The organism is Sphingomonas abietis (assembly GCF_027625475.1).
In the GTDB taxonomy this organism is placed as follows: Bacteria; Pseudomonadota; Alphaproteobacteria; order Sphingomonadales; family Sphingomonadaceae; genus Solisphingomonas; species Solisphingomonas abietis.
Genome location: NZ_CP115174.1, coordinates 3,076,605 through 3,097,005 on the forward strand (window position 1 = coordinate 3,076,605; position 20,401 = coordinate 3,097,005).

A 20,401-nucleotide genomic window follows, 5' to 3' on the forward strand; every position below is an offset into this window, starting at 1 on the left:
CTACAGCCATTTCAGCTTTCGGAAGGTGAAGAGCTGGAGCGCGGCGAGGATCGCCATTCCGGCGCAGGTGATCCAGAAGGCGGCATGCGACGATGTGCCGGGCAAGCCGCCCACATTCATGCCCAGCAGCCCGGTGAGAAAGCCGAGCGGCAGGAAGATCGCCGCGACGATCGACAGCAGATAGGATGTCTTGTTGGTCTGCGCCGTCGCACGATTGTTGAGGTCGTCCTGCAGCACGATGGCGCTCTCCATCGAGACGTCGATATCCTCGAGATAATGATGGAGCTGGTCGATCGTCTCGCGGATGGCGGCGCGGTTATCGGCGGTGAGCCAGTCCGGCGCATCGCGGGCGATGTGGATCAGCGCCTCGTGCTGGGGCGACATGTGGCGCTTCAGCGACAGGCATTTGCGCCGGATGCGCGCGATGGCGGTCAGCACGTCCTCGACCACGGTCTGCTCGCATTGCCGCTCCAGCTCGTCGATCCGGTCGTTCATGTCGAGCACGACGCCGCCGATCCGGCTGACGGTCTGTTCGACCAGGCGGGTGACGAGATCGCCGACGGTGACGGCATTGCCGGCATTGGCCTCGATCTCGGCCAGCACGTCCTTGGGGGCCTGCAATCGCCGCCGGCGCAGCGTCACGACATGGCTGGCATCGGCCCAGATCTGGATCGCCACCATGTTTTCGGGATCGTCATGGTCGTCGCTGTTGATGCCGCGCAGGATCGTCGCCAGCGCATTGCCCTCGCGAAAGGCGCGCGGCCGGTTCTGGTTGGAGGTGATCGCATCGACGGTGGCGGGCGACAGGCCGAGATCGTGCCGCAGCCAAGCATCCACGCCAGCGGCGTTGCGATCGAGATGGACCCAGATCAGATCGCCGGCCTGCGCCGGGCGCCAGCCCCGGACATGATCCCAACCCAGCGACCGCATCGTGCCATCGGCCGCGATTTCCCGCGCGAAGATGACCGGGCCGTCGGCGTTGCTCGTCTCGTGTGTCAAACAACCTCTCCCGCGCGGCATCGCCGCAGATCGGCAAAGGATAGAGGCCCGCCATCGTCGGCACCACCCATCGGCCCGTCCAGAACAGCCTTAAACTTCGGTCATGAACGAGACGCCATCCACACGCCCGCCCGCCTTCAACAAGATCAGCAAGGCCGGAGCGCCTCCCGCCCGTCGGCCAGTCGGTAGAGGGTCTGGAAATCGCCCGCCATCGGCCTTTCCCTGAACATCACCACGAGCCTGCCGCGTCGCCATGTCCAGATCTGAAGCGATGGGCCGGCGTCGATCGACGCCGGTGCCCCCACGGGTCGGGCGACCGACGGCCGTTGAACGAGGCGGGACGCCGGGCGGCCGAATTCGCCGATCAGCGCCCTCAGCTCCGGTTCCGCACGCGCACCCTCGATGTCGACCCCGCAGACCTGCCTGCGATCGGGATCGAGATCGACCGAAACCTGGACGGGATTGTCATATTGGATGAAGAATTGGGCCATGCGGAAATGATGGGAGAGCGCATGGAAGGTCTGTCGGGAATCCTCGAACAGCCGGCTGCCGAGTTCCTCGGCGGGCGTCCCCGCCTCGATTCCGTTCCACAGCACCGGCTCCGCGCCCACCGCCGATGCGCTTATCAACGACAGGCCGAGGCCGATCAGGGCTCGCCACACCCTCATCGGGACAGGCGCCGCGTTCCGGCGATCCGAGGCGTATCGCTGCCAGCCGGCCATGTCGCGTCCATCCCGCCCCCTCCTATCGGCCGATCGCCGACACGCCGCCTCCGACCGCCTGAATCAGGGCCACCGTATCGCTGAGGCGCGCCGTTCTCGCCTGGATCTGCTGCGAGTGGGCCTGCGCGTCCGCCGCGGAGGCATTGAGCAAGCCCAGCGTGCCGACGCTGCCCAGTTCGAGCTGCCGATGCACGAAGAGGAGATTCTGGTCAGCCGCCGCCATCGCCCGTGCCGCGGCATCGAGCGCCTGCGCGTCCGTCCGCAGGCCCGAGAGCGCATCGTTCACGTCCCCGAACGCCTGCAGCACCGCCGCCCGATATCCGGCCTTGGCGCCATCCAGCGCCGCTTCCGCCGCATGCTGCTGGTGAAGCAACTGGCCGCCATGGAAGATCGGCTGGGCCACCCCGCCGATCAGCGACCAGAAGGGATTGCCGCTGGCGAACATCGACGCGAAGGCGGCCGCCTCGCCCCCGAACGAACCGCTGAGCGTGATGCTCGGCAGCCGCGCCGCGATCGCGGTGCCGACATCGGCGCCGGCCCCGCGCATCTGGGCTTCGGCTGCCCGCACGTCGGGGCGGTGGGCGACGATCGCGCTCGGCATGCTCAGCGGCAAGGAGGCCGGCAGGCTGAGTTCCTCGAGCCCCGGCATGGCCGGGAGGGCCGAACCGGGCGCCACGCCGATCAGCGTCGCGATCAGGCCTTCCTCATGGTCATATTGCTTCTGGAGCGTCGGCAGCACGCCTTCCGCCGTTGCCAGCGCCGTCTGCTGGCTCGCGACATCGGCCGCGCCGACATCGCCGATCAGCTGGCGCTTGCGGAGCAGATCCAGCATCGTGCGATTGTCGCGGATGGCGCTCTGCGCGGCCTCGATCTGGGCGCCCAGCGATGCCCGCTGGATCACCGCCAGGACGAGGTTGGAGATCACCGTCAACCGGGCCGCTTCGAACTTGTCCGCTGCAACTTCGCCGGCGGCACGGGCCGATTTGATCCGGCTGCGACCGCCGCCGAAGACATCGAGCGGATACGCGACCGTCACCTGCGCAGTGTGCAGGGTGTAAAGATAGTCATCGGGATCCTGAAGCGGATTGGAGAGCGTCCGCGATGACCGGATACGCTGCGCCTGATAGCCCGCATCGACCTGCGGGAGAGCCGCACCGCTGGCCGCCGCGGCTTGCTGGCGCGCCTGGCGGAGAGCGGCGTCCGCGCTCGCCAGATCGTTATTCGCCGCCAGCGCACGATCGACCAGCGCATCGAGCGCCGGGCTGCCGAACTGCCGCCACCAATCGGCGGCGGGCTCGCCGCCGGCCTGGAACTGTTGCGCGGGGCCTGCCGCAGGCGCGATCGTGAACGACGGCACCGCCGGCGCCAGCGACAACGGCGTCGTCGGATGCTGCGGGCCGACGGAGCAGCCGGTGACCGCGCCGAACAGGCCGAGGAGGCAGAGCCCCTTGATGCTGGGCCGCGTCAGATCGGGCCGTGTCATATCGGGCCGCATCATGCCGGGTCCGCCTCCGGCCGGTGGCTCGGTTCATGGCCGACGAAGCGATCATGCGCGCCGCGATCATGGACGCCGACATGGCGGGAGAAGCGCTCGATCAGCGCCGGCAGAACCAGCAGGATCAGCAGCGGGGCCAGCGTCATCCCGCCGACCACGACCAGCGCGAGCGGCTTCTGCACCTGGCTGCCGATGCCGTTCGACAGCGCCGCCGGGAACAGGCCGATCGCCGCCGCGAGGCAGGTCATGACGACGGGGCGCAGGCTCTTGTCGACCATGATCGCGATCGCCTCCCGGCGAGACGCGCCATCGTCGATACTCTGGTTGAAGGTCGTCACCATCAGAATGCCATCCATCACCGAAATGCCGAACAGCGCGACGAACCCGATCGCCGCCGAGATCGAGAAGGGCGTGCCGCTCAGCGCCAGCATCAGCACGCCGCCGATGATCGCCATCGGGATCACGCTGAACGCCAGCAACGTATCGGTCAGCGACGAGAAGTTGGCGTAGAGCAGGATCAGGATCAGGCCGAGGCTGATCGGCACGACGATCTCCAGACGATGCACCGCGCTCGTCAGATTGGCGAGCTCGCCCGCCCATTCGAGATGATAGCCGGGCGGCAGCTGGACGTTGCGCGCGACCCGCGCCTGCGCCTCGCCCACCGCACCGCCGAGATCGCGATCCCGCACGCTGAACTTGATCGGAACATAGCGTTCCTGATGCTCGCGGTAGATGAAGGACGCACCCGAGGTCAGACGGATGTCGGCCAGCTGCGACAGCGGCACCTGGATCTGGCCTTGCCCGCTCGCCGCGGGCGCCGCGACGGTGATCCGGCGGATCGCCTCCAGGCTGTCCCGCTCGGACGGCGCGAGCCGCACCACGATCGGGAAATGCCGGTCGGTGTTGGGCTCATACAGGTCGCCGGGGCTCTGGCCGCCAACCGCCGCCGCGATCGTCGTGTTGATATCGTCCGGGGTCAGGTTGTAGCGCGCCGCCGCCTCGCGGTTGATGTCGATGCGGACGGTCGGCTGGCCGAGCGATTGCGACGCACCGAGATCGGCGATCCCGCGCACCTTGGACATCTCGGCCTGGATCTGGTCCGACAGCCTGTCGAGAACGGTCAGATCCGGCCCGAAGACCTTCACCGAGTTCGCGCCTTTGACGCCCGACGCGGCTTCATCGACATTGTCCTCGATATATTGCGAGAATTCGAAGTCGACGCCGGGATAGCGGGCCTTGAGCCGTTGCTGGATCTCGGCCGTCAGCTTCTCCTTGTCGACGCCGCTCGGCCACTCGTCGAATGGCTTCAGCGGCGTGTAGAATTCGGCGTTGAAGAAGCCGGTCGCGTCGGTGCCGTCGTCGGGCCGGCCGTGGGTCGAGATCACGCGCTCGACCTCGGGATAGCTCGCGATGATGTTGCGGATGCCGTTGACCACGGGCTGGCCGGCCTCGAGCGAGATCGACCCCGGCAGGGTCGCCCGGACGTAGAGATTGCCCTCTTCCAGATGCGGCAGGAACTCGACGCCCAGCGATCGCATCGCGATCAGCGCGGCCAGGGTCAGCACGATCACGCCGGTGAAGGTGATGATCCGGTTCGCCAGCGCGAAGGCGGCCGCCGGCCGATAGAGGCTGCGCATCCGGCGCACGATCCATGTCTCCACCTCGCTCAGCCGATCCGGCAGCAGCAGCGCGGACAGCACGGGCGAGATGGTGAAGGTCGCGATCAGGCCGCCGGCGATGGCGTAGGCATAGGTTTCCGCCATGGGGCCGAAGATGTGGCCTTCGACGCCGGTCAGCGTGAACAGCGGGATGAAGCTGGCGATGATGATCGCGGCGGCGAAGAAGATGCCGCGGCTGACTTCATGGCTGGCATGAAGGATCGACGAGAAGCGGCTGGCATGGGTGGCATGGCCCCGCCCGGCGAGGATATGCTCGGATCGCTCGGCCATGTGGCGGTAGATATTCTCGACCAGGATCACGCTGGCATCGACCACCAGCCCGAAATCGAGCGCGCCGACCGACAGCAGGTTGGCACTCTCCCCCTTGATGGTCAGGATCAGCACCGCGAAGGCGAGCGCGAAGGGGATGGTGGCGGCGACGATCAGCGCGCTGCGCAGATCCCCCAGGAAGATCCACTGGAGCAGAAAGATCAGCACGATGCCTTCGAGCAGGCTGTGCATGACCGTGTGCGTGGTGAGCGAGATCAGGCTGGAGCGATCGTAGATCGGCACCAGTTGTACGCCCGGCGGCAGCACGCCGGTCGTGTTGATCGTCTCGACCTCCTTCTTCACCGCCTGGATGGTCGGCAGCGATTGCGCGCCGCGCTGCATCAGCACGATGCCCATCACGATATCGTCGTCCTTGCCTTCGCCGGCGATGCCCAGACGCGGCTCGTTGCCGATCTTGAGGTTGGCGACATCCTTGACCAGCACCGGGGTGCCGCCATTGGTGGTGACGAGGACATTCTCGATCTGGCCGGCGTCCTGGATCAGGCCGACACCGCGCACGATCGCAGCCTGCGGCCCGAAATTCACGGTCTGGCCGCCGACATTGCCGTCCGACTTGCCGATCGCCTGGATGACCTGGCCGATCGACACGCCGTGGGCGAGCAGGCGGTCATTGTCGATGACGACCTCGTAGCTGCGCAGCTTGCCGCCCCAGCCGGTGACGTCGATCACCCCCGGTATGCCCTTGAAGCGACGCTGGAGCACCCAATCCTGGAGCGTCTTCAGATCCATCACCGAATAGCCGGTCGGGGCCGAAAGCCGGTAGCGGTAGATCTCGCCGATCGGGCTGGTCGGTGAGATCTGCGCCTGCGCGCCGCCGGGCAGATTGCCGAGCTGGGAGAGGCGGCCGAGCACCATCTGCTCGGCCTGCATGAACGCCACGTCGTAGCTGAACTGGATCTTCACGTCGGACAGGCCGAACAGCGAGATCGAGCGGACGGTGGTGATGTGCGGCAATCCCGCAACCTGCATCTCGATCGGGGTGGTGATATTGCGTTCCACCTCCTCGGCCGAAATGCCGGCGCTCTGGGTCACCACTTCCACCATCGGCGGCACCGGATCGGGATAGGCCTCGATATTGAGGTTCATGAAGGCAAAGGCGCCGGCGCCGACCAGGCCGACCAGCAGCACGATCATCAGATAGCGCTGGCGCAGCGCGAACTCGACGACGCGGTTCACGAACCGAGCCCCGCTTCGTTGACGAAGATCGCGCCCGATGTGACGATCCGTTCGCCCGGATTCAGCCCGCTGCTGACCTTCACCATGCCATTGGCACTATCGGAGATGGTCACCGTGCGGGCGCGCAGCAGCCCATCCGCACCGGCCACCCACACCCGCGCGGAATCGCCCTCGTGGATGACGGCTTCGGCGGGGATCAGGATCGCCGACTGGCCCGTGCCGCGCTGAATCGAGAAGGATGCGAACATGTCGGGCTTCAGGGCCTCATTCTCGTTGGCCACGGTCGCGCGCACCGGCAGGCGATGCGTATCGGGATCGAGGGCGGCGCCGACATTGTCGATCACCGCGTGGAAGACATGGCCCGGATAGGCCGGTGTCGTCACCTCGATCCGGTCGCCGAGATGGACCTTGGCGGCGTCGCTCTGATCGACCTGCGCGACCAGCCAGACATGCGCCATATCCGCAATCACGATCACGGGCTTGTCGCCGCCCGAGGAAATATATTGGCCGGGCGCGACGTTGCGCGCCACGATCACGCCCGATGATGGCGCGTGGAACGTCGTCTGGGCGTAGATGCCGGCCACTTCGCCGGCTTTCTCCAGCCGGTCGATCTCCGGGCCGCTCTTGCCGAGCAGGGTCAGCTTGTCCCGCGCCGCGCCGAGCGCGGAGTCCGCCGTCCGCATCGCCGATTGCGCCGTCACCAGATCGCTCTCGGCCTGCCGATAATCCTTCAGCGCGCCACCCGCACTCTGATAGATCGCCGCCTGGCGTGTCGCGTTGTCCTGCGCCGTCTTGAACTGGGCCGCCGCCGCGGCGCGCTGGGCGTTGGCCGCGAACAGGGCATTGCGGGCATCCACGAAATCGCCCGACGCGATCTGGAGGATCGGCTGGCCCTTGGTGACATGCTGGCCCGCCTGCACGAAGATCTCGCCGACCTGCCCCGAATAGGGCAGCACGACCGGCGTGCTGTGATCCTCATCGACCGAGATCGTGCCCGTCGCGACGATGCTGGCCGGATCGGCCCCCGTGCCGACCGACACGGTACGCAGCTGCGCCATCTGGCTCGCCGTCGGCCGGAAGCTGCCCGGCGGTGTGGCCACGGGCGCAGCCGGCACCGCCGCGGGCGTCAGCAAGTGGATGGCGACGATCACGACCAGGACGACGCCGGCCGCCGCCGATCCGATCAGCAGCCAGCGCAATTGCGCGGCGCGGGACAGCGTGGGTGCCGGCGGCAGATCTGGCGAAGAAGGGGCATGAGACATGGACCGGTTCAGTTCCCTAACTTGTCGCACTAGAAGCCACGGTCCATTAGGTGGCACGGCTTACACGAGACTTACAACCAGCCCCGTCGCCCCACCCCCGGGCACCACCCCCGGCACCACCCCTTCGCGAAGGCTTCCGATGCGCTTGTTGATTGTCGAGGATGACCTGGAGCTCGCGGAGGCCGTCAAGGCCGGGCTGGGGCGACGCGGGCTGTCGCTCGATCATGCGCCGTCCTGCGGCGATGCCGAGGCGATGCTGGGGGCGATGACCTATGGCGCGATCGTCCTCGATCTCGGCCTGTCCGATGGTGACGGCCTCGATCTGCTGCGCAAGGTCCGGGCCGGCGAACACAGCGTTCCGATCATGATCCTGTCTGCCCGCGGCGACATTCCCGATCGGCTCTCCGGGCTGAACGCCGGTGCGGACGATTATCTGGTCAAGCCGTTCGACATGGATGAGCTGGCCGCCAGGCTCCGCGCGCTGCTCCGGCGGGGCGCGTTGCAGGAAAGCCAGCTGACGATCGGCAATCTCCAGTTCGACCGATTTTCGCGCGAGCTGAGCATCGACGGCGTGTCCGTCGGGCTGTCGGCGCGGGAAGGCGAGATCATGGAATTGCTGCTCCGCCGCCCCGAGCGCGTCGTGACCAAGCGCTATGTCGAGGATCAGCTGTTCGGCATGGATGAGGGCCTCGGTTCCAATGCCGTGGAAGTCTATATCCATCGGCTCCGCAGGAAGCTGGAAAAGCGGGAGGCCACCGCGCATATCGAAACGATCCGCGGGGTGGGCTACATCCTGCGGCGCGTCGAATGAGGATCAGGCCTCCGCGATCGCTGATCGCGCGCATCCTGCTGGCGGAAATCGCCATCATCCTGCTTGCCGCCCTGCTGCTCTGGCAGGTGACGGCCGAGCTGCTCGACAGAACGGTCGACCGTTTCCAGGAGCGCGGCCTCTCGGAGCAGGCATTCGCCGTCCTCCATGCCGCGTCGATCGATCGCCGCGGCCGATGGTTCGTGCAGCTTCCCGTCCAGCTGCAACCGATCTACAGCACCGGCTATGACGGGCGCGGCTATATGCTGCTCGATCCCGCCGGTCGGCAGCTCACCTCCAGCCGGTTCAGCCAGCCCCAGATCGCCCTGAGCGCCCCCCGCCCCGGCCATCAATCGCTATTCCATCGTGGCGAGATCACCGGCCTCAGCCTTCCCGCCGTCATCGCCGGGCGGCAGGTCTGGATCGTGGTCACGCTCAACGAACAGGGCCCGGGCGCGATCATCGATGACGTCGTCCGGGCATTCCTGCTCGACTATGTCGGCATCCTGTTCGGGCTCCTGCTCCTGCTCCTGACCGTGAACGGACTGGTCCTGACGCGCATGGTCCGCGCGGTCACCCTCGTCTCCACGGCCGCCAAGGGGATCGGCACGCGCGCGCTCGATCGGCGGTTGGACGAAAGCGGCGTCCCGCTGGAAATCGCGCCGCTGGTGCGGGCGACCAACGATCTGGTCGACAGGCTGGAGGCGAGCTTCCGGCTGCATACCGAATTCAGCGCCAATCTCGCACATGAGCTGCGCACCCCGCTGGCCACGCTCAAGGCCCAGCTCGACGGCATCGAAGACCCCCAGCTGAAGATACGGACCGGCCTCCAGATCGATCGCATCGCGCACATTTTGTCGCAGCTGCGCGATCTGGCGGCGCTCGAGGATATGGGCCCCAACCAGACCGACAGCATCGATCTTGCCGCGATCGCGATCGAGGTGATCGCCCGGATCGCGCCGCGCGCGATGATGGACGGCCATAATCTGGCGTTCGTGGGGGACGCCAAGGTGATCGTGCAGGGCAATGCGATGCTGGTCGATCTGGCGCTCACCAACCTTGTCGACAATGCGATCAAGCACACGCCGGGCGGCACGCTGATCACGGTGGAGGCGCGGCAGGCAACCGTCTCGGTGAGCGACAACGGGCCGGGAGTCTCGGTCGCGCAGGCCGATCTCTTGACCCGCCGCTACTGGCGGGCCGATTGGGAACGAACCGACAGCGCCGGCCTCGGTCTCTCGATCGTCCAGCGGATCATGGACGTGCATGGCGGAAAACTCGATCTGGAACTGTTGCCCGTGGGCGCCCTGTTCCGCCTGGACTTCCCACCGCCGGTGACAGGCCGGCCCTGACCGCGCCCCGAGCACGGGCAGGACACCGGAACGCGCACGCACGCAACGGCCGAACGCAAATTCGTCCGCCGACGCTTCTCAAGGCGAGACGAAACCTGCAAGAGTTTCAAATGTTAATGGGTGACACCTGACCGTTCCTAGGTATGCAAGCCAGATGCCCGCCGCCCCAGCCCTGCCCACCGCTTTGACCCGACCGCCCATCGATCGCGCCGGGCATCATGGCGCCGCGCAGCAAGCAGGATGGTCTCCGCGTGGCTGAACCGGACTGGACCGAGATCGAGCGGCTCGCCGCCCTGCGCCGCTATGACATTCTCGACACCCCGCCGGAGCCGGAGTTCGACGATAGCGTAGCGTTGTTGAAGACGATCTGCGAGGTTCCGATCGCGCTGGTCAGCCTGGTCGACGACTGTCGCCAGTGGTTCAAGGCAAAGGTCGGCACCGACGCCCAGCAGACCGATATCGACACGTCGGTCTGCGCGCTCGCCATCCAGCAGAGCGGCACGTTCGTGATCGAGGATCTTTCCGCCGATCCACGAACCGCCCACATGTCGCTCGTCACCGACGATCCGAAGATCCGTTTCTACGCGGGCACGCCGTTGATCACATCCGAGGGTTTTCCGCTGGGAAGCCTGTGCGCGATCGACATCGTGCCCCGCCCAGGCGGCCTGACCCCGGCACAGGACGTGGCGCTCCGGGCGCTCGGCCGGCAGGTCGTCGCGCAGATCGAACTCCGCAGCGCGATCACGTCGCGCGACCGGGCGATCGCCGAGCAGGAACGGCGGCAGGATCAGGCCACGCGCGATTCCGCCATTCTGCACACCATGCTGCAGGCGCAACAGCGCGTCCTCCATGCCGGCGGCGATTTCGATACCGTACTGCAGGCGCTGGTCGACGCCGCATTGGCGGCGGTTCGGCCGGCCCAGGGCGTTGTCGTCGAGATGCGGGATGGCGACGATCTGGTCTATCGCGCGGCAGCGGGCAGCGCGTCCGGGCGGCTGGGCCTGCGCATCCCGATCGCCGGATCGTTCGCCGGACGGGCCCTGATCGAGGAAACCGCGCTGGTCAGCGCCGATGCGCCCCATGACGGGCGCGGCAATCGCGAAGCGATCGAAGAACTCGGCATCGCGTCGCTGGTGGTCGTGCCGATGTCGCGTCACGGCGAGACCTTCGGCGTGCTCAAATTTCATTCGGCCAAGGCCAACGCCTTCAAATCCCGCCACGTGCTGATCGGCCAGATGCTCGCCGGGCTGATCGCCGCGAGCTTTTCCGAGAGCGCCGAGGCCGACGCGTGGCGGGCCGCGGAGAAGAGTGAGGAAAGCTATCGCCACATCGTGGATTCGGCGATCGACAGCGCCATCATCAGCACCGATGCCGAGGGCCTGATCACCAGCTGGAGCCGGGGGGCGGAGACGATCATGGGCTGGAGCGAGAGCGAGATGCTCGGCCAGCCGCTCGCCCGGATCTTCACGCCCGAGGACAATGCCCTGGGCCGGCCGCAGCGCGAGATGGCGCTTGCCAAGCGCGAGGGTCGCGCCTCGGACGAGCGCTGGCATATCCGCAAGGATGGCAGCCGCTATTATGCGCATGGCGCCGTGACCCCGCTGCTCGGCGGCCCCGGCAAGGGGTTCGTGAAGAGCCTGCGCGACGTGACCGCCGAGCATGAGACCAGAACGGCGCTGGAGAGCAGCCGCCTGCGCCTCGAGACCGCGCTGGAGACCGGACTGATCGGTTTCTTTCATTGGGACGTACCGTCCCGCGTCGTCAGCGGCGACAGCCGCTTCGCCGAATTCTTCGATCTGGACCGCGACGCGGCCCAGAGCGGCGTGCCCGTCGATAGCGCCTTCCACAATATCCTGCCCGCGGATCGCGACGAGGTGAACGCGCTTTTCCTCGAACAGAGCGAGGTCTGCGCCGATTATTCGCAAAGCTACCGCACCTATCGCAAGGATGGACGAATCCGCTGGCTGCGCGTTCGCGGCCGCTGCGTCGAGAAGGACGGGACCAGGCCCCTCGTCTATGTCGGAACCGCCGTCGATGTGACGCAGCAGCGCGAAGCGGAGGAGCGGTTGCGCTTCAGCGGCGAGCGCCTCGAACTCGCGACGCGGGCGGCACGGCTCGGCAGTTTCGACTATCTGCCGCAGTCCGACCAGCTGGACTGGGACGATCGCTGCCGCGAGCTGTTCGGCCTCTCGCCGGGCGCGCCGGTCAGCTATGAGACCGCCTTTCTGGCCGGCCTCCATCCCGACGATCGCGACGCCACGGATGCCGCCGTGCTTGCATCGCTGGACCCGGCCGGCAGCGGGATGTTCGACGTCGAATATCGCACCATCGGGATCGAGGACGGCATCGAGCGATCGATCCTGGCCCGCGGCCTCGCCACTTTCATCGACGATAGGCCGGTGCGCCTGATCGGCACCGTGCAGGATGTCACCGCCGATCGCGAGGCCCGCGCCCAATTGCGGGACGCCGAAGAGCGTTTCCGGCTCGCCATCCGCGCGACCAACGATGCGATCTGGGACTGGGATCTGCACCGCGATCACATCCGGTGGAACGAGGCTCTCCATGCCGGCTATGGCCACACGCCGGAGACGGTGGAGCCGACCGAGGGCTGGTGGCTGGATCATATCCACCCGGATGATCGCGATCGGGTCTCCGACGGCATTCATGCCCTCATCCGGGGTTCGGACAATGATTGGGCGGACGAATATCGCTTTCGCCGCGCCGATGGCAGCCATGCCGATGTCCATGATCGCGGCTATCTGATCCGCAACGAGCAGGGCCAGGCGATTCGGATGATCGGCGCGTTGCACGACCAGAGCGAACGCAAGCAGATCGAACGCGCGCTGACCGCCATCAACGAGGATCTGGAAGCGGCCGTCGCCGAACGCACCGAGGAACTGAACAGGCTGTGGGAGACCTCCCCCGACCTGCTCCTCATGCTCGCCTTCGATGGCACGATCCGTCGGGCGAACCCGGCCTGGCGGACCCATCTGGGCTATGAACCACGCGATCTGCTGGGCCGGGATATCATGAGCCTGGTCTATCCGGACGATGTCGCGATCACGATCAGGGCGCTTGGCGACGCTGCCGAAGGCCCTCTGCCGACCGTCGAGAATCGCTACGTCCACAAGGATGGCTCGCTCCGCTGGTTCGCCTGGGTCGCGGCGCCGACCGGGCGCGAAATCTACGCGACCGGCCGCCACATCACCGCCGAAAAGGAAGCCGAGGCCCAGCTCCGCAGCACCGAAGAGCAGTTGCGGCAGTCCCAGAAGGTCGAGGCGATCGGTCAGCTGACCGGCGGCGTGGCGCATGACTTCAACAATCTGCTGACGGTCATCCGCGGATCGACCGACCTGCTGCGTCTGCCCAACCTCTCCGAAGACAAGCGCAAACGCTATATCGATGCGATCTCCGACACCGCCGATCGCGCCACCAAGCTGACGGCGCAGTTGCTCGCCTTTGCGCGCCGCTCGTCGCTCCAGCCCGAGATATTCGAGGTCGGCGCCGCGATCCGTTCGCTTCAGGAGATGATGGGCACGCTCGCCGGATCGTTGATCGAGGTGGACGTGCAGATTCCGGCCGAGCCCTGCTATATCGACGCCGATCTCAGCCAGTTCGACACGGCGATCGTCAACATGGCGGTGAATGCCCGCGACGCGATGGACCGCAAGGGTCGGCTGACGATCGACGTGCGGCCGGTCGGGATCGTTCCGGCGGCGCGCACCCATGGCCGGCTGACCGGCGATTTCATCGCGGTGTCGATCACCGACACCGGCATGGGCATCCCCTCGCACATCATCGACCGGATCTTCGAGCCGTTCTACACGTCCAAGGATGTCGGCGAAGGCACCGGCCTGGGCCTGTCGCAGGTGTTCGGCTTCGCCAAGCAATCAGGCGGCGAGATTCTCGTCGATAGCGCACCGGGCCAGGGCGCCACCTTCACCCTCTATCTTCCGCGCGCCGCTGCCGCCGGGAAGAGCGAGAAACCGCCAGCCGCCATTGCGGCGCCCTATCGAAAGGGACTGCGCATCCTCGTCGTCGAGGACAATGCCGACGTCAACGCCTTCGCCACCGCCGCCCTCGCCGAGATCGGGCATTTCACGGTGCATGTCGTCAATGGCGAAGAGGCGCTGGCCACGCTCGGCACCAGCGCGGCCTCGTTCGATGTGGTGTTCTCCGATGTCGTCATGCCCGGCATGAGCGGCATCGAACTGGCCCAGGAAATAGAGCGCCTCTACCCGCGCCTCCCGGTGCTGCTCGCCTCGGGCTACAGCAGCGTGCTGGCGGTCGAGGGAAGCCATGGCTTTCCCCTGCTCCACAAGCCCTATTCGATCGAAAGCCTGTCCAGGGCCCTGGCGACGCTCATCAACGACGCACAGGCGGCGGAAGCGACGATGACCCGATGATCGGGCCGGCATCACCCTGCTGACGGCTTTCCCGAAAATCGGGCGCAGGGCTGGCCCGGTTAGCGAACCGACGCATTCCGGCACCGGCCCTGGATCGATGCGATCGGCGCCGATCCGAACAGCGTTTACCCGCCCTTAGGACTCTTCATGTCATGCCACGCGCGGTTTTCAGGGAGGCGGGCATGGCCGTATCGGCGTTCGAACTGCCGCAGGACAAGCGGGACAACAAGCGGTCACGGCTATTGCTCAAGGCGCTCATGGAGTGCGAGCGCGGCCAGATCGAGGTCCACCTGCTCAATATCTCGCACAGCGGCGCCAAGCTGGATGCCGAGACGCCACCGGCGCGCGGCGAGGCCGTCACGCTGATCCACGGCGATCTCACCGTCTCCGGCAAGGTGGCATGGGTCGAGGAAAACCGCTTCGGCGTTGCCTTCGACACGTCGATCGACGAGCGCTTCCTCGTCACCCGGGGACAGCAGCACCTGCACGGTTGATCCCGGGCGGCGCGCGGCCCGATCCTCGCCGCCTCGTTCTTCTTCTTCTTCGGACGCTCGATCGCCGCGCATGCGGCCACCGGCGGTGCTTGCGCGACCGGCCGCGGCGCGCCAAGCCGGCGACAGGCGTTGTGCTGCCGAAGGAGACCCCATGCCCGCGTTCGACCCCAAGACCACCGCCCTCATCCTCATCGATCTCCAGAAGGGGATCGTCGCGATGGACCTCGCGCCCCGCACCGGCGCCGAGATCGTGACCACCTCGCACGCGCTCGCCGCCCGCTTCCGCGAAGCCGGCGCGCCTGTGATCCTCGTCCATGTCGATTTCCAGCCCGGCGAGGCCCCGTCTCAGGCGGTCGACGCGCCGATGGGCGGCGGCGAGCGCCCGGCCGACTGGGCCGAGCTGGTCGAAGGCGTCCGCCACGACGGCGACGTCATCGTGCTCAAGCATCATTGGGGCGCCTTCACCGGCACCGACCTCGACCTGCAACTGCGCCGGCGCGGGGTGAAGACCGTGCTGATCGGCGGCATCGCCACCAATTTCGGCGTCGAATCGACCGCGCGATCGGCATGGGAACACAGCTACGACGTCGTGATCGTCGAGGACGCCTGCACCTCCGCCAAGGCCGAGCTGCACGATTTCGCGGTGAAGGCGATCTTCCCGCGGATCAGCCGCGTCGTGACGACCGACGCGATCCACTTCGGCTGAGCCGGCGGATCGTGGAGCGCTCAGGGCGCTCCCCGATCCGTTTCATCCTTGCCTCAAACCAACCCGTTCGTCCCGAGCGAAGTCGAGGGACCGTTCGCGCACCATGTGAAGCCCGTGCCTCGACTTCGCTCGGCACGAACGGATGGAACTCGTCCTATGCCATCCCCGCCCCTACAGGGCGCCGTGGCAGTGCTTGTACTTGTTGCCCGATCCGCACGGACATGGCGCATTGCGGCTGATCTGGTCGTCCCAGGTCGATGGGTCCGTGCCGAGATTGCTCTCGGGCATTTCCGGCTGCGGAATCTGCATCGGCGCGATGCGGGTGGTGACGAAGCCATGATCATAGCCATCGCGATCGGCGGTATCGTCGGTCGCGGTGAAGGGATCCAGATGGGTGGTCAGGAATTCCGGCAGCTCGGGCAGTTCCGGCGGCGCCTGGAAATGGACCTGGGCCAGGATGCGGGTGACGTCCTCGCGGATGGTCTCGAGCATCCGCTCGAACATCGCGAAGGCTTCCTGCTTATATTCGTTGATCGGCGTCTTCTGCGCATAGGCGCGCAGATGGATGACCTGGCGCAACGCATCGAGCCGCGACAGATGGTCCTTCCAATGCTCGTCCAGCGACTGGAGCAGCACGCTCTTCTCGATGCCGCGCCAGGAATCGACGGTGATCTCGGCGATCTTCGCCTCGATCTGGGCATCGGCCTGCGCCTTGATCCGCTCGGCCAGGATTTCCGGCTCGATGCCCTCCTCGGCCACCCATTCCAGGATCGGCAGATCGACCGCGAAGATCTCGAGCACCCGCGCGTGCAGGCCTTCGCCGTCCCACTGCTCCGGATAGGAGCCGATCGGGCAGGCATCGCCGACCAGCGCCGAGACGGTCTCGCCGCGCATCTCGTCGGTCACGTCGTCAACGGTGGCGGCGTCCATGATGTCGGAGCGCTGCTCATAGATGATCTTGCGCTGGTCGTTCATCACGTCGTCATATTCGACGACCTGCTTGCGGACGTCGTAATTGCGCGCCTCGACCTTCTTCTGCGCGGTCTCGATCGCCTTGGTGATCCACGGCGAGATGATCGCCTCGCCATCCTCGAGATTCTTGTTCATCATCCGTGCGAACAGGGTCTGCGGGCCGAAGATGCGCAGCAGATCGTCGTCGAGGCTGAGGTAGAAGCGGCTGAGGCCGGGATCGCCCTGGCGGCCCGAGCGGCCGCGCAGCTGGTTGTCGATACGGCGGCTTTCGTGGCGCTCGGTGCCGAGCACGAACAGCCCGCCATGGGCGAGCACCGAGGCCTTCTCGGCCTCGATCTCGATGCGGATCGCGGCGGCGCGCGCCTCATATTCGGGCGTACCCTCGACCAGATCGGGATGCTCGTCGAGCATCCGGAATTCGAGATTGCCGCCGAGCTGGATGTCGGTGCCGCGCCCCGCCATGTTGGTGGCGATGGTGACGGCGCCGATGCGCCCCGCCTGCGCGACGATATGCGCCTCGCTCTCGTGATGGCGCGCGTTCAGCACCTTATGGGCGACCTGCTCCTTCTGGAGGAACTCGCTCAGCAGTTCAGACTTCTCGATCGAGACGGTGCCGACGAGGATCGGCTGGCCGCCGGTCTCCTGCTTCTGCCGGATCGCCTTGGCGATGGCGCCGAACTTGTCGTGTATGCTCTTGTAGAATTCGTCGTCGTCGTCCTGGCGCTGCACCGGCACGTTGGTCGGGATGGTGACCACGTTCATCTTGTAGATTTCGAAGAATTCGGAGGCTTCGGTCGACGCGGTGCCGGTCATGCCGCCGAGCTTCGGGTACATGCGGAAATAATTCTGGAAGGTGATCGAGGCGAGCGTCTGGTTCTCCGGCTCGATCTTGACGCCTTCCTTGGCCTCCACCGCCTGGTGAAGCCCGTCCGACCAGCGCCGGCCGTCCATCATGCGGCCGGTGAACTCGTCGATGATGATGACCTTGTCGTCCTTGACGATATAGTCGATGTCGCGCTTGAACACGGCATTGGCCTTCAAGGCCTGGTTCAGATGGTGAACCACCTGGGTGTTCTCATAGTCGTAGAGATTGTCGCCCTCGAGCAGACCGGCGGTTTCCAGCATCCGCTCGATCTTCTCGGTGCCGTCCTCGGTGAGGATCACCGAGCGCGCCTTCTCGTCCAGCTCATAATCGTCGGGGGTCAGGTTCTTCACCACCGCGTCGACGCTCATATAGAGCTCGGACTTGTCGTCGGTCGGGCCGGAGATGATCAGCGGGGTGCGCGCCTCGTCGATCAGGATCGAGTCCACCTCGTCCACGATCGCGAAATTGAACGGCCGCTGCACCATCTGCGAGCGATCATATTTCATGTTGTCGCGCAGATAATCAAAGCCGAACTCGTTGTTCGTGCCGTAGGTAATGTCGGCATGATAGGCGGCGCGCCGCTCATGATCGGGCACGTTGGGCACGATCACGCCGGTGGTCAGCCCCATGAACCGATAGACCTGGCCCATCCAGCCCGCATCGCGGCTGGCAAGATAGTCGTTCACGGTGATGACGTGGACGCCCTTGCCGGTGAGCGCGTTCAGGTAGGTGGCGAGCGTCGCCACCAGCGTCTTGCCCTCGCCGGTGCGCATCTCGGCGATCTCGCCGCGGTGGAGCACCATGCCGCCGATCATCTGGACGTCGTAATGGCGCTGGCCGAGCACGCGCTTGGCGGCTTCGCGGATCGTGGCGAAGGCTTCGGGGAGCAGATCGTCGAGCGTCTCGCCCTGCTCCATGCGGGCACGGAACAGCACCGTCTGGTTGGCGAGCGCGGCGTCGTCCAGCGCGGCGATGGCGGGCTCCAGCGCCGCGATCTTGGCGACGGTGGCGCGCAGCGACTTGACGTAACGGTCGTTGGACGAACCGAAGATGGACTTGGCGAGGCCGCCGAACATGCGCGTTCCTAAACGTGAGTGACGGCGGGGAACGGACACGGAAAACCGCGCCCGGAACACCCGCGCGAGCAGGCGGTTGATCTAGGGACGGGGCAAGGGGGTGTCAATTCGGGCGGGGTGGAGAAGATGCTGTCTTCGCATCCCCGATCGTCACGATCGTCCGGGTCGTCACATGCCGTCTGCCGGATAGAGAGTCCATTTCGGGAGGCAGAGCGACCTTCGTGCCGGCGAACATGGTACAGAGCGCAGCGATACCCGCCGTCATCGCCGACGATCCCTGGGCGGTCATCGTCGTCGTGCAATTGCTGACCACGCCCTGCGGATCGACATCGAAAGACACCTGGATATCGACGGGTGCGATCGGTATCGGCGCCGGCTGGGGAATCTGCCAGCGCACCGAACTGCTATAGGTCGCGGCGATCGGATGGCCGGATGCATCCATCGCCGGACTGAAACGCGCGCGCCGCACCAGAAGCTCGCAGGCAGTCTGGTCCAGTTCGTCGCTGCCGCTCGTGGCCGTGACCGTACAGCGGGCCACCGCACCGTCCGCGTCGATGTCGAGCCGAAAGCCGGTCGCGCCTTCCACCTTCAGCCTGATCGCATCGGCAGGATAATCCTCGGAGGTGATCCAATCGCCGGGATAACCCAGCGGCCTCGCGAATTTTGCCTTCGATGCCGCATTCCCGTGAAGCGACAGGTCGATCGGCGCACCGATGCCGGTCCCGGACACGGTTCCCAACATGAGCAGCAACAAAAGCATGGACATCCCACTCTCCGCCCGCCACCGAGCCTAGCCGACCATCCCGCCCCAAATCCAGAGGCCAGCCGATGTCCGACGCCGTCTCCCCGCTCGCCACGCCCTTCCCTGCCATGCCCGCGATCGCCGGCGTCCGCACCGCGACGGTGCGCGCCGGCTACAAGGCGTGGGACCGCACCGATTTGACGCTCGCGCTGTTCGACGAGGGCACGGCGGTCGCCGGCGTCACCACCCAGTCCAGATGCCCCTCGCCCGAGGTCGAATGGTGCCGCGCCGCGCTGCCGCTCGGCCGGGTGCGGGCGCTGGTGGTGAATGCCGGCAACAGCAACGCCTTCACCGGCCATCGCGGCCGCGCCGCGGTGGAGGCGATCGCGGCACGGGTGGCGGCGAGCATCGGCTGCCAGCCCTCCGACGTGTTCGTCGCCTCGACCGGAGTGATCGGCGTGCCGCTCCCGATCCCGACCGCGGAAGCCGGGGTCGATGCCGCGCTGGTCGCGCCCGAGACCGGCTGGGAGGCAGTCGCGGCCGCCATCTCCACCACCGATACCTTCCCCAAGGGCGCGATCGCGCGCGCCGTGATCGGCGACCGGACGGTCAACATCGTCGGCGTCATCAAGGGATCGGGCATGATCGCGCCGGACATGGCGACGATGCTCGGCTTCATCTTCACCGACGCGGCGATCGATCCGCTCTTCCTCCAGCAGATGCTCAACGCCGCCAACGGCCGGAGTTTCTCCTGCATCACCGTGGACGGCGACACCTCGACCTCCGACACGGTGCTGGCCTTCGCCACCGGCAAGGCCGGCAACGCCCCGCTCGCCTCTCATGACGATGCCGGCGCCGACGCCTTCGCCGCCGCACTGGCGGACGTCTGCCTGCAACTCGCGCAGTTGGTGGTCCGCGATGGCGAGGGCGCGTCCAAGTTCATCGAGATCGAAGTGGCCGGGGCGGAGAGCGACGACAGTGCGCGGACGATCGCGCTTTCGATCGCCAACTCGCCGCTGGTCAAGACCGCCATCGCCGGCGAGGACGCCAATTGGGGCCGCGTCGTCATGGCGGTCGGCAAGGCGGGCGAGCCGGCCGAGCGCGACCGCCTCGCGATCCGCTTCGGCGATACCCAGGTCGCTGCCGGCGGGCTGGCGGTGGAGGGCTATGACGAGGCGCCGGTCGCCGCCCATCTGAAGGGGCAGGATGTGCGGATCGGCGTCGATCTCGGCCTCGGCGAGGGTCATGCGACGGTGTGGACCTGCGATCTCACCCATGGCTACATCTCGATCAACGCCGATTACCGGAGCTGACGGC

The 20,401-nt window shown here is 66.6% G+C and carries 13 protein-coding genes; 6 read left to right on the forward strand and 7 right to left on the reverse strand.

Going from position 1 to position 20,401, the window contains the following annotated elements; all coding sequences use genetic code 11:
- The 5 genes from PBT88_RS14515 to PBT88_RS14535 form a co-directional block, all read right to left on the reverse strand.
- Positions 1-999: a zinc transporter ZntB gene (locus tag PBT88_RS14515; RefSeq protein ID WP_270076041.1), complete on the reverse strand. Its 999-nt coding sequence runs from the start codon at positions 997-999 to the stop codon at positions 1-3.
- 146 nt (positions 1,000-1,145) lie between these two features.
- Positions 1,146-1,667 carry a hypothetical protein gene (locus PBT88_RS14520; protein ID WP_270076042.1) on the reverse strand — a complete coding sequence of 174 codons (522 nt, stop codon included), beginning with the start codon at positions 1,665-1,667 and terminating at the stop codon, positions 1,146-1,148.
- Between the two features lie 76 nt (positions 1,668-1,743).
- Positions 1,744-3,204: an efflux transporter outer membrane subunit gene (locus tag PBT88_RS14525; RefSeq protein WP_270076043.1), complete on the reverse strand. Its 1,461-nt coding sequence runs from the start codon at positions 3,202-3,204 to the stop codon at positions 1,744-1,746.
- Positions 3,205-3,215: 11 nt separating this feature from the next.
- Positions 3,216-6,401 carry an efflux RND transporter permease subunit gene (locus PBT88_RS14530; RefSeq protein WP_270076044.1) on the reverse strand — a complete coding sequence of 1,062 codons (3,186 nt, stop codon included), beginning with the start codon at positions 6,399-6,401 and terminating at the stop codon, positions 3,216-3,218.
- Positions 6,398-7,663 carry an efflux RND transporter periplasmic adaptor subunit gene (locus tag PBT88_RS14535; protein WP_270076045.1) on the reverse strand — a complete coding sequence of 422 codons (1,266 nt, stop codon included), beginning with the start codon at positions 7,661-7,663 and terminating at the stop codon, positions 6,398-6,400. The genes PBT88_RS14530 and PBT88_RS14535 overlap by 4 nt, the downstream gene beginning before the upstream one ends.
- Positions 7,664-7,802: 139 nt before the next feature.
- On the opposite strand from PBT88_RS14535, the gene PBT88_RS14540 reads away from it, so the two are divergent.
- The 5 genes from PBT88_RS14540 (at position 7,803) to PBT88_RS14560 (ending at position 15,429) form a co-directional block, all read left to right on the forward strand.
- Complete coding sequence (locus PBT88_RS14540) at positions 7,803-8,474, forward strand: response regulator transcription factor (protein WP_270076046.1); 672 nt, start codon at positions 7,803-7,805, stop codon at positions 8,472-8,474.
- Complete coding sequence (locus tag PBT88_RS14545; protein WP_270076047.1) at positions 8,471-9,823, forward strand: sensor histidine kinase; 1,353 nt, start codon at positions 8,471-8,473, stop codon at positions 9,821-9,823. The genes PBT88_RS14540 and PBT88_RS14545 overlap by 4 nt, the downstream gene beginning before the upstream one ends.
- A gap of 218 nt (positions 9,824-10,041) precedes the next feature.
- Complete coding sequence (locus tag PBT88_RS14550; RefSeq protein ID WP_270076048.1) at positions 10,042-14,229, forward strand: PAS domain S-box protein; 4,188 nt, start codon at positions 10,042-10,044, stop codon at positions 14,227-14,229.
- A 182-nt stretch (positions 14,230-14,411) separates the two neighbouring features.
- Positions 14,412-14,723 carry a PilZ domain-containing protein gene (locus PBT88_RS14555; RefSeq protein WP_270076049.1) on the forward strand — a complete coding sequence of 104 codons (312 nt, stop codon included), beginning with the start codon at positions 14,412-14,414 and terminating at the stop codon, positions 14,721-14,723.
- Between the two features lie 151 nt (positions 14,724-14,874).
- Complete coding sequence (locus tag PBT88_RS14560) at positions 14,875-15,429, forward strand: hydrolase (RefSeq protein ID WP_270076050.1); 555 nt, start codon at positions 14,875-14,877, stop codon at positions 15,427-15,429.
- Positions 15,430-15,600: 171 nt separating this feature from the next.
- Here the strand turns inward: PBT88_RS14560 and secA are convergent, their stop codons facing one another.
- Positions 15,601-18,342 (reverse strand): preprotein translocase subunit SecA, encoded by a 2,742-nt coding sequence (secA, locus tag PBT88_RS14565; RefSeq protein ID WP_270076051.1) that lies wholly within the window; start codon positions 18,340-18,342, stop codon positions 15,601-15,603.
- Between the two features lie 103 nt (positions 18,343-18,445).
- Positions 18,446-19,108 carry an energy transducer TonB gene (locus PBT88_RS14570; protein ID WP_326521543.1) on the reverse strand — a complete coding sequence of 221 codons (663 nt, stop codon included), beginning with the start codon at positions 19,106-19,108 and terminating at the stop codon, positions 18,446-18,448.
- 62 nt (positions 19,109-19,170) lie between these two features.
- Between PBT88_RS14570 and argJ the strand changes: the two genes are divergently transcribed.
- A complete protein-coding gene (gene argJ, locus PBT88_RS14575; protein ID WP_270076052.1) occupies positions 19,171-20,397 on the forward strand; it encodes a bifunctional glutamate N-acetyltransferase/amino-acid acetyltransferase ArgJ in 1,227 nt (408 codons plus the stop codon).
- The last annotated feature ends 4 nt before the right edge of the window (positions 20,398-20,401 follow it).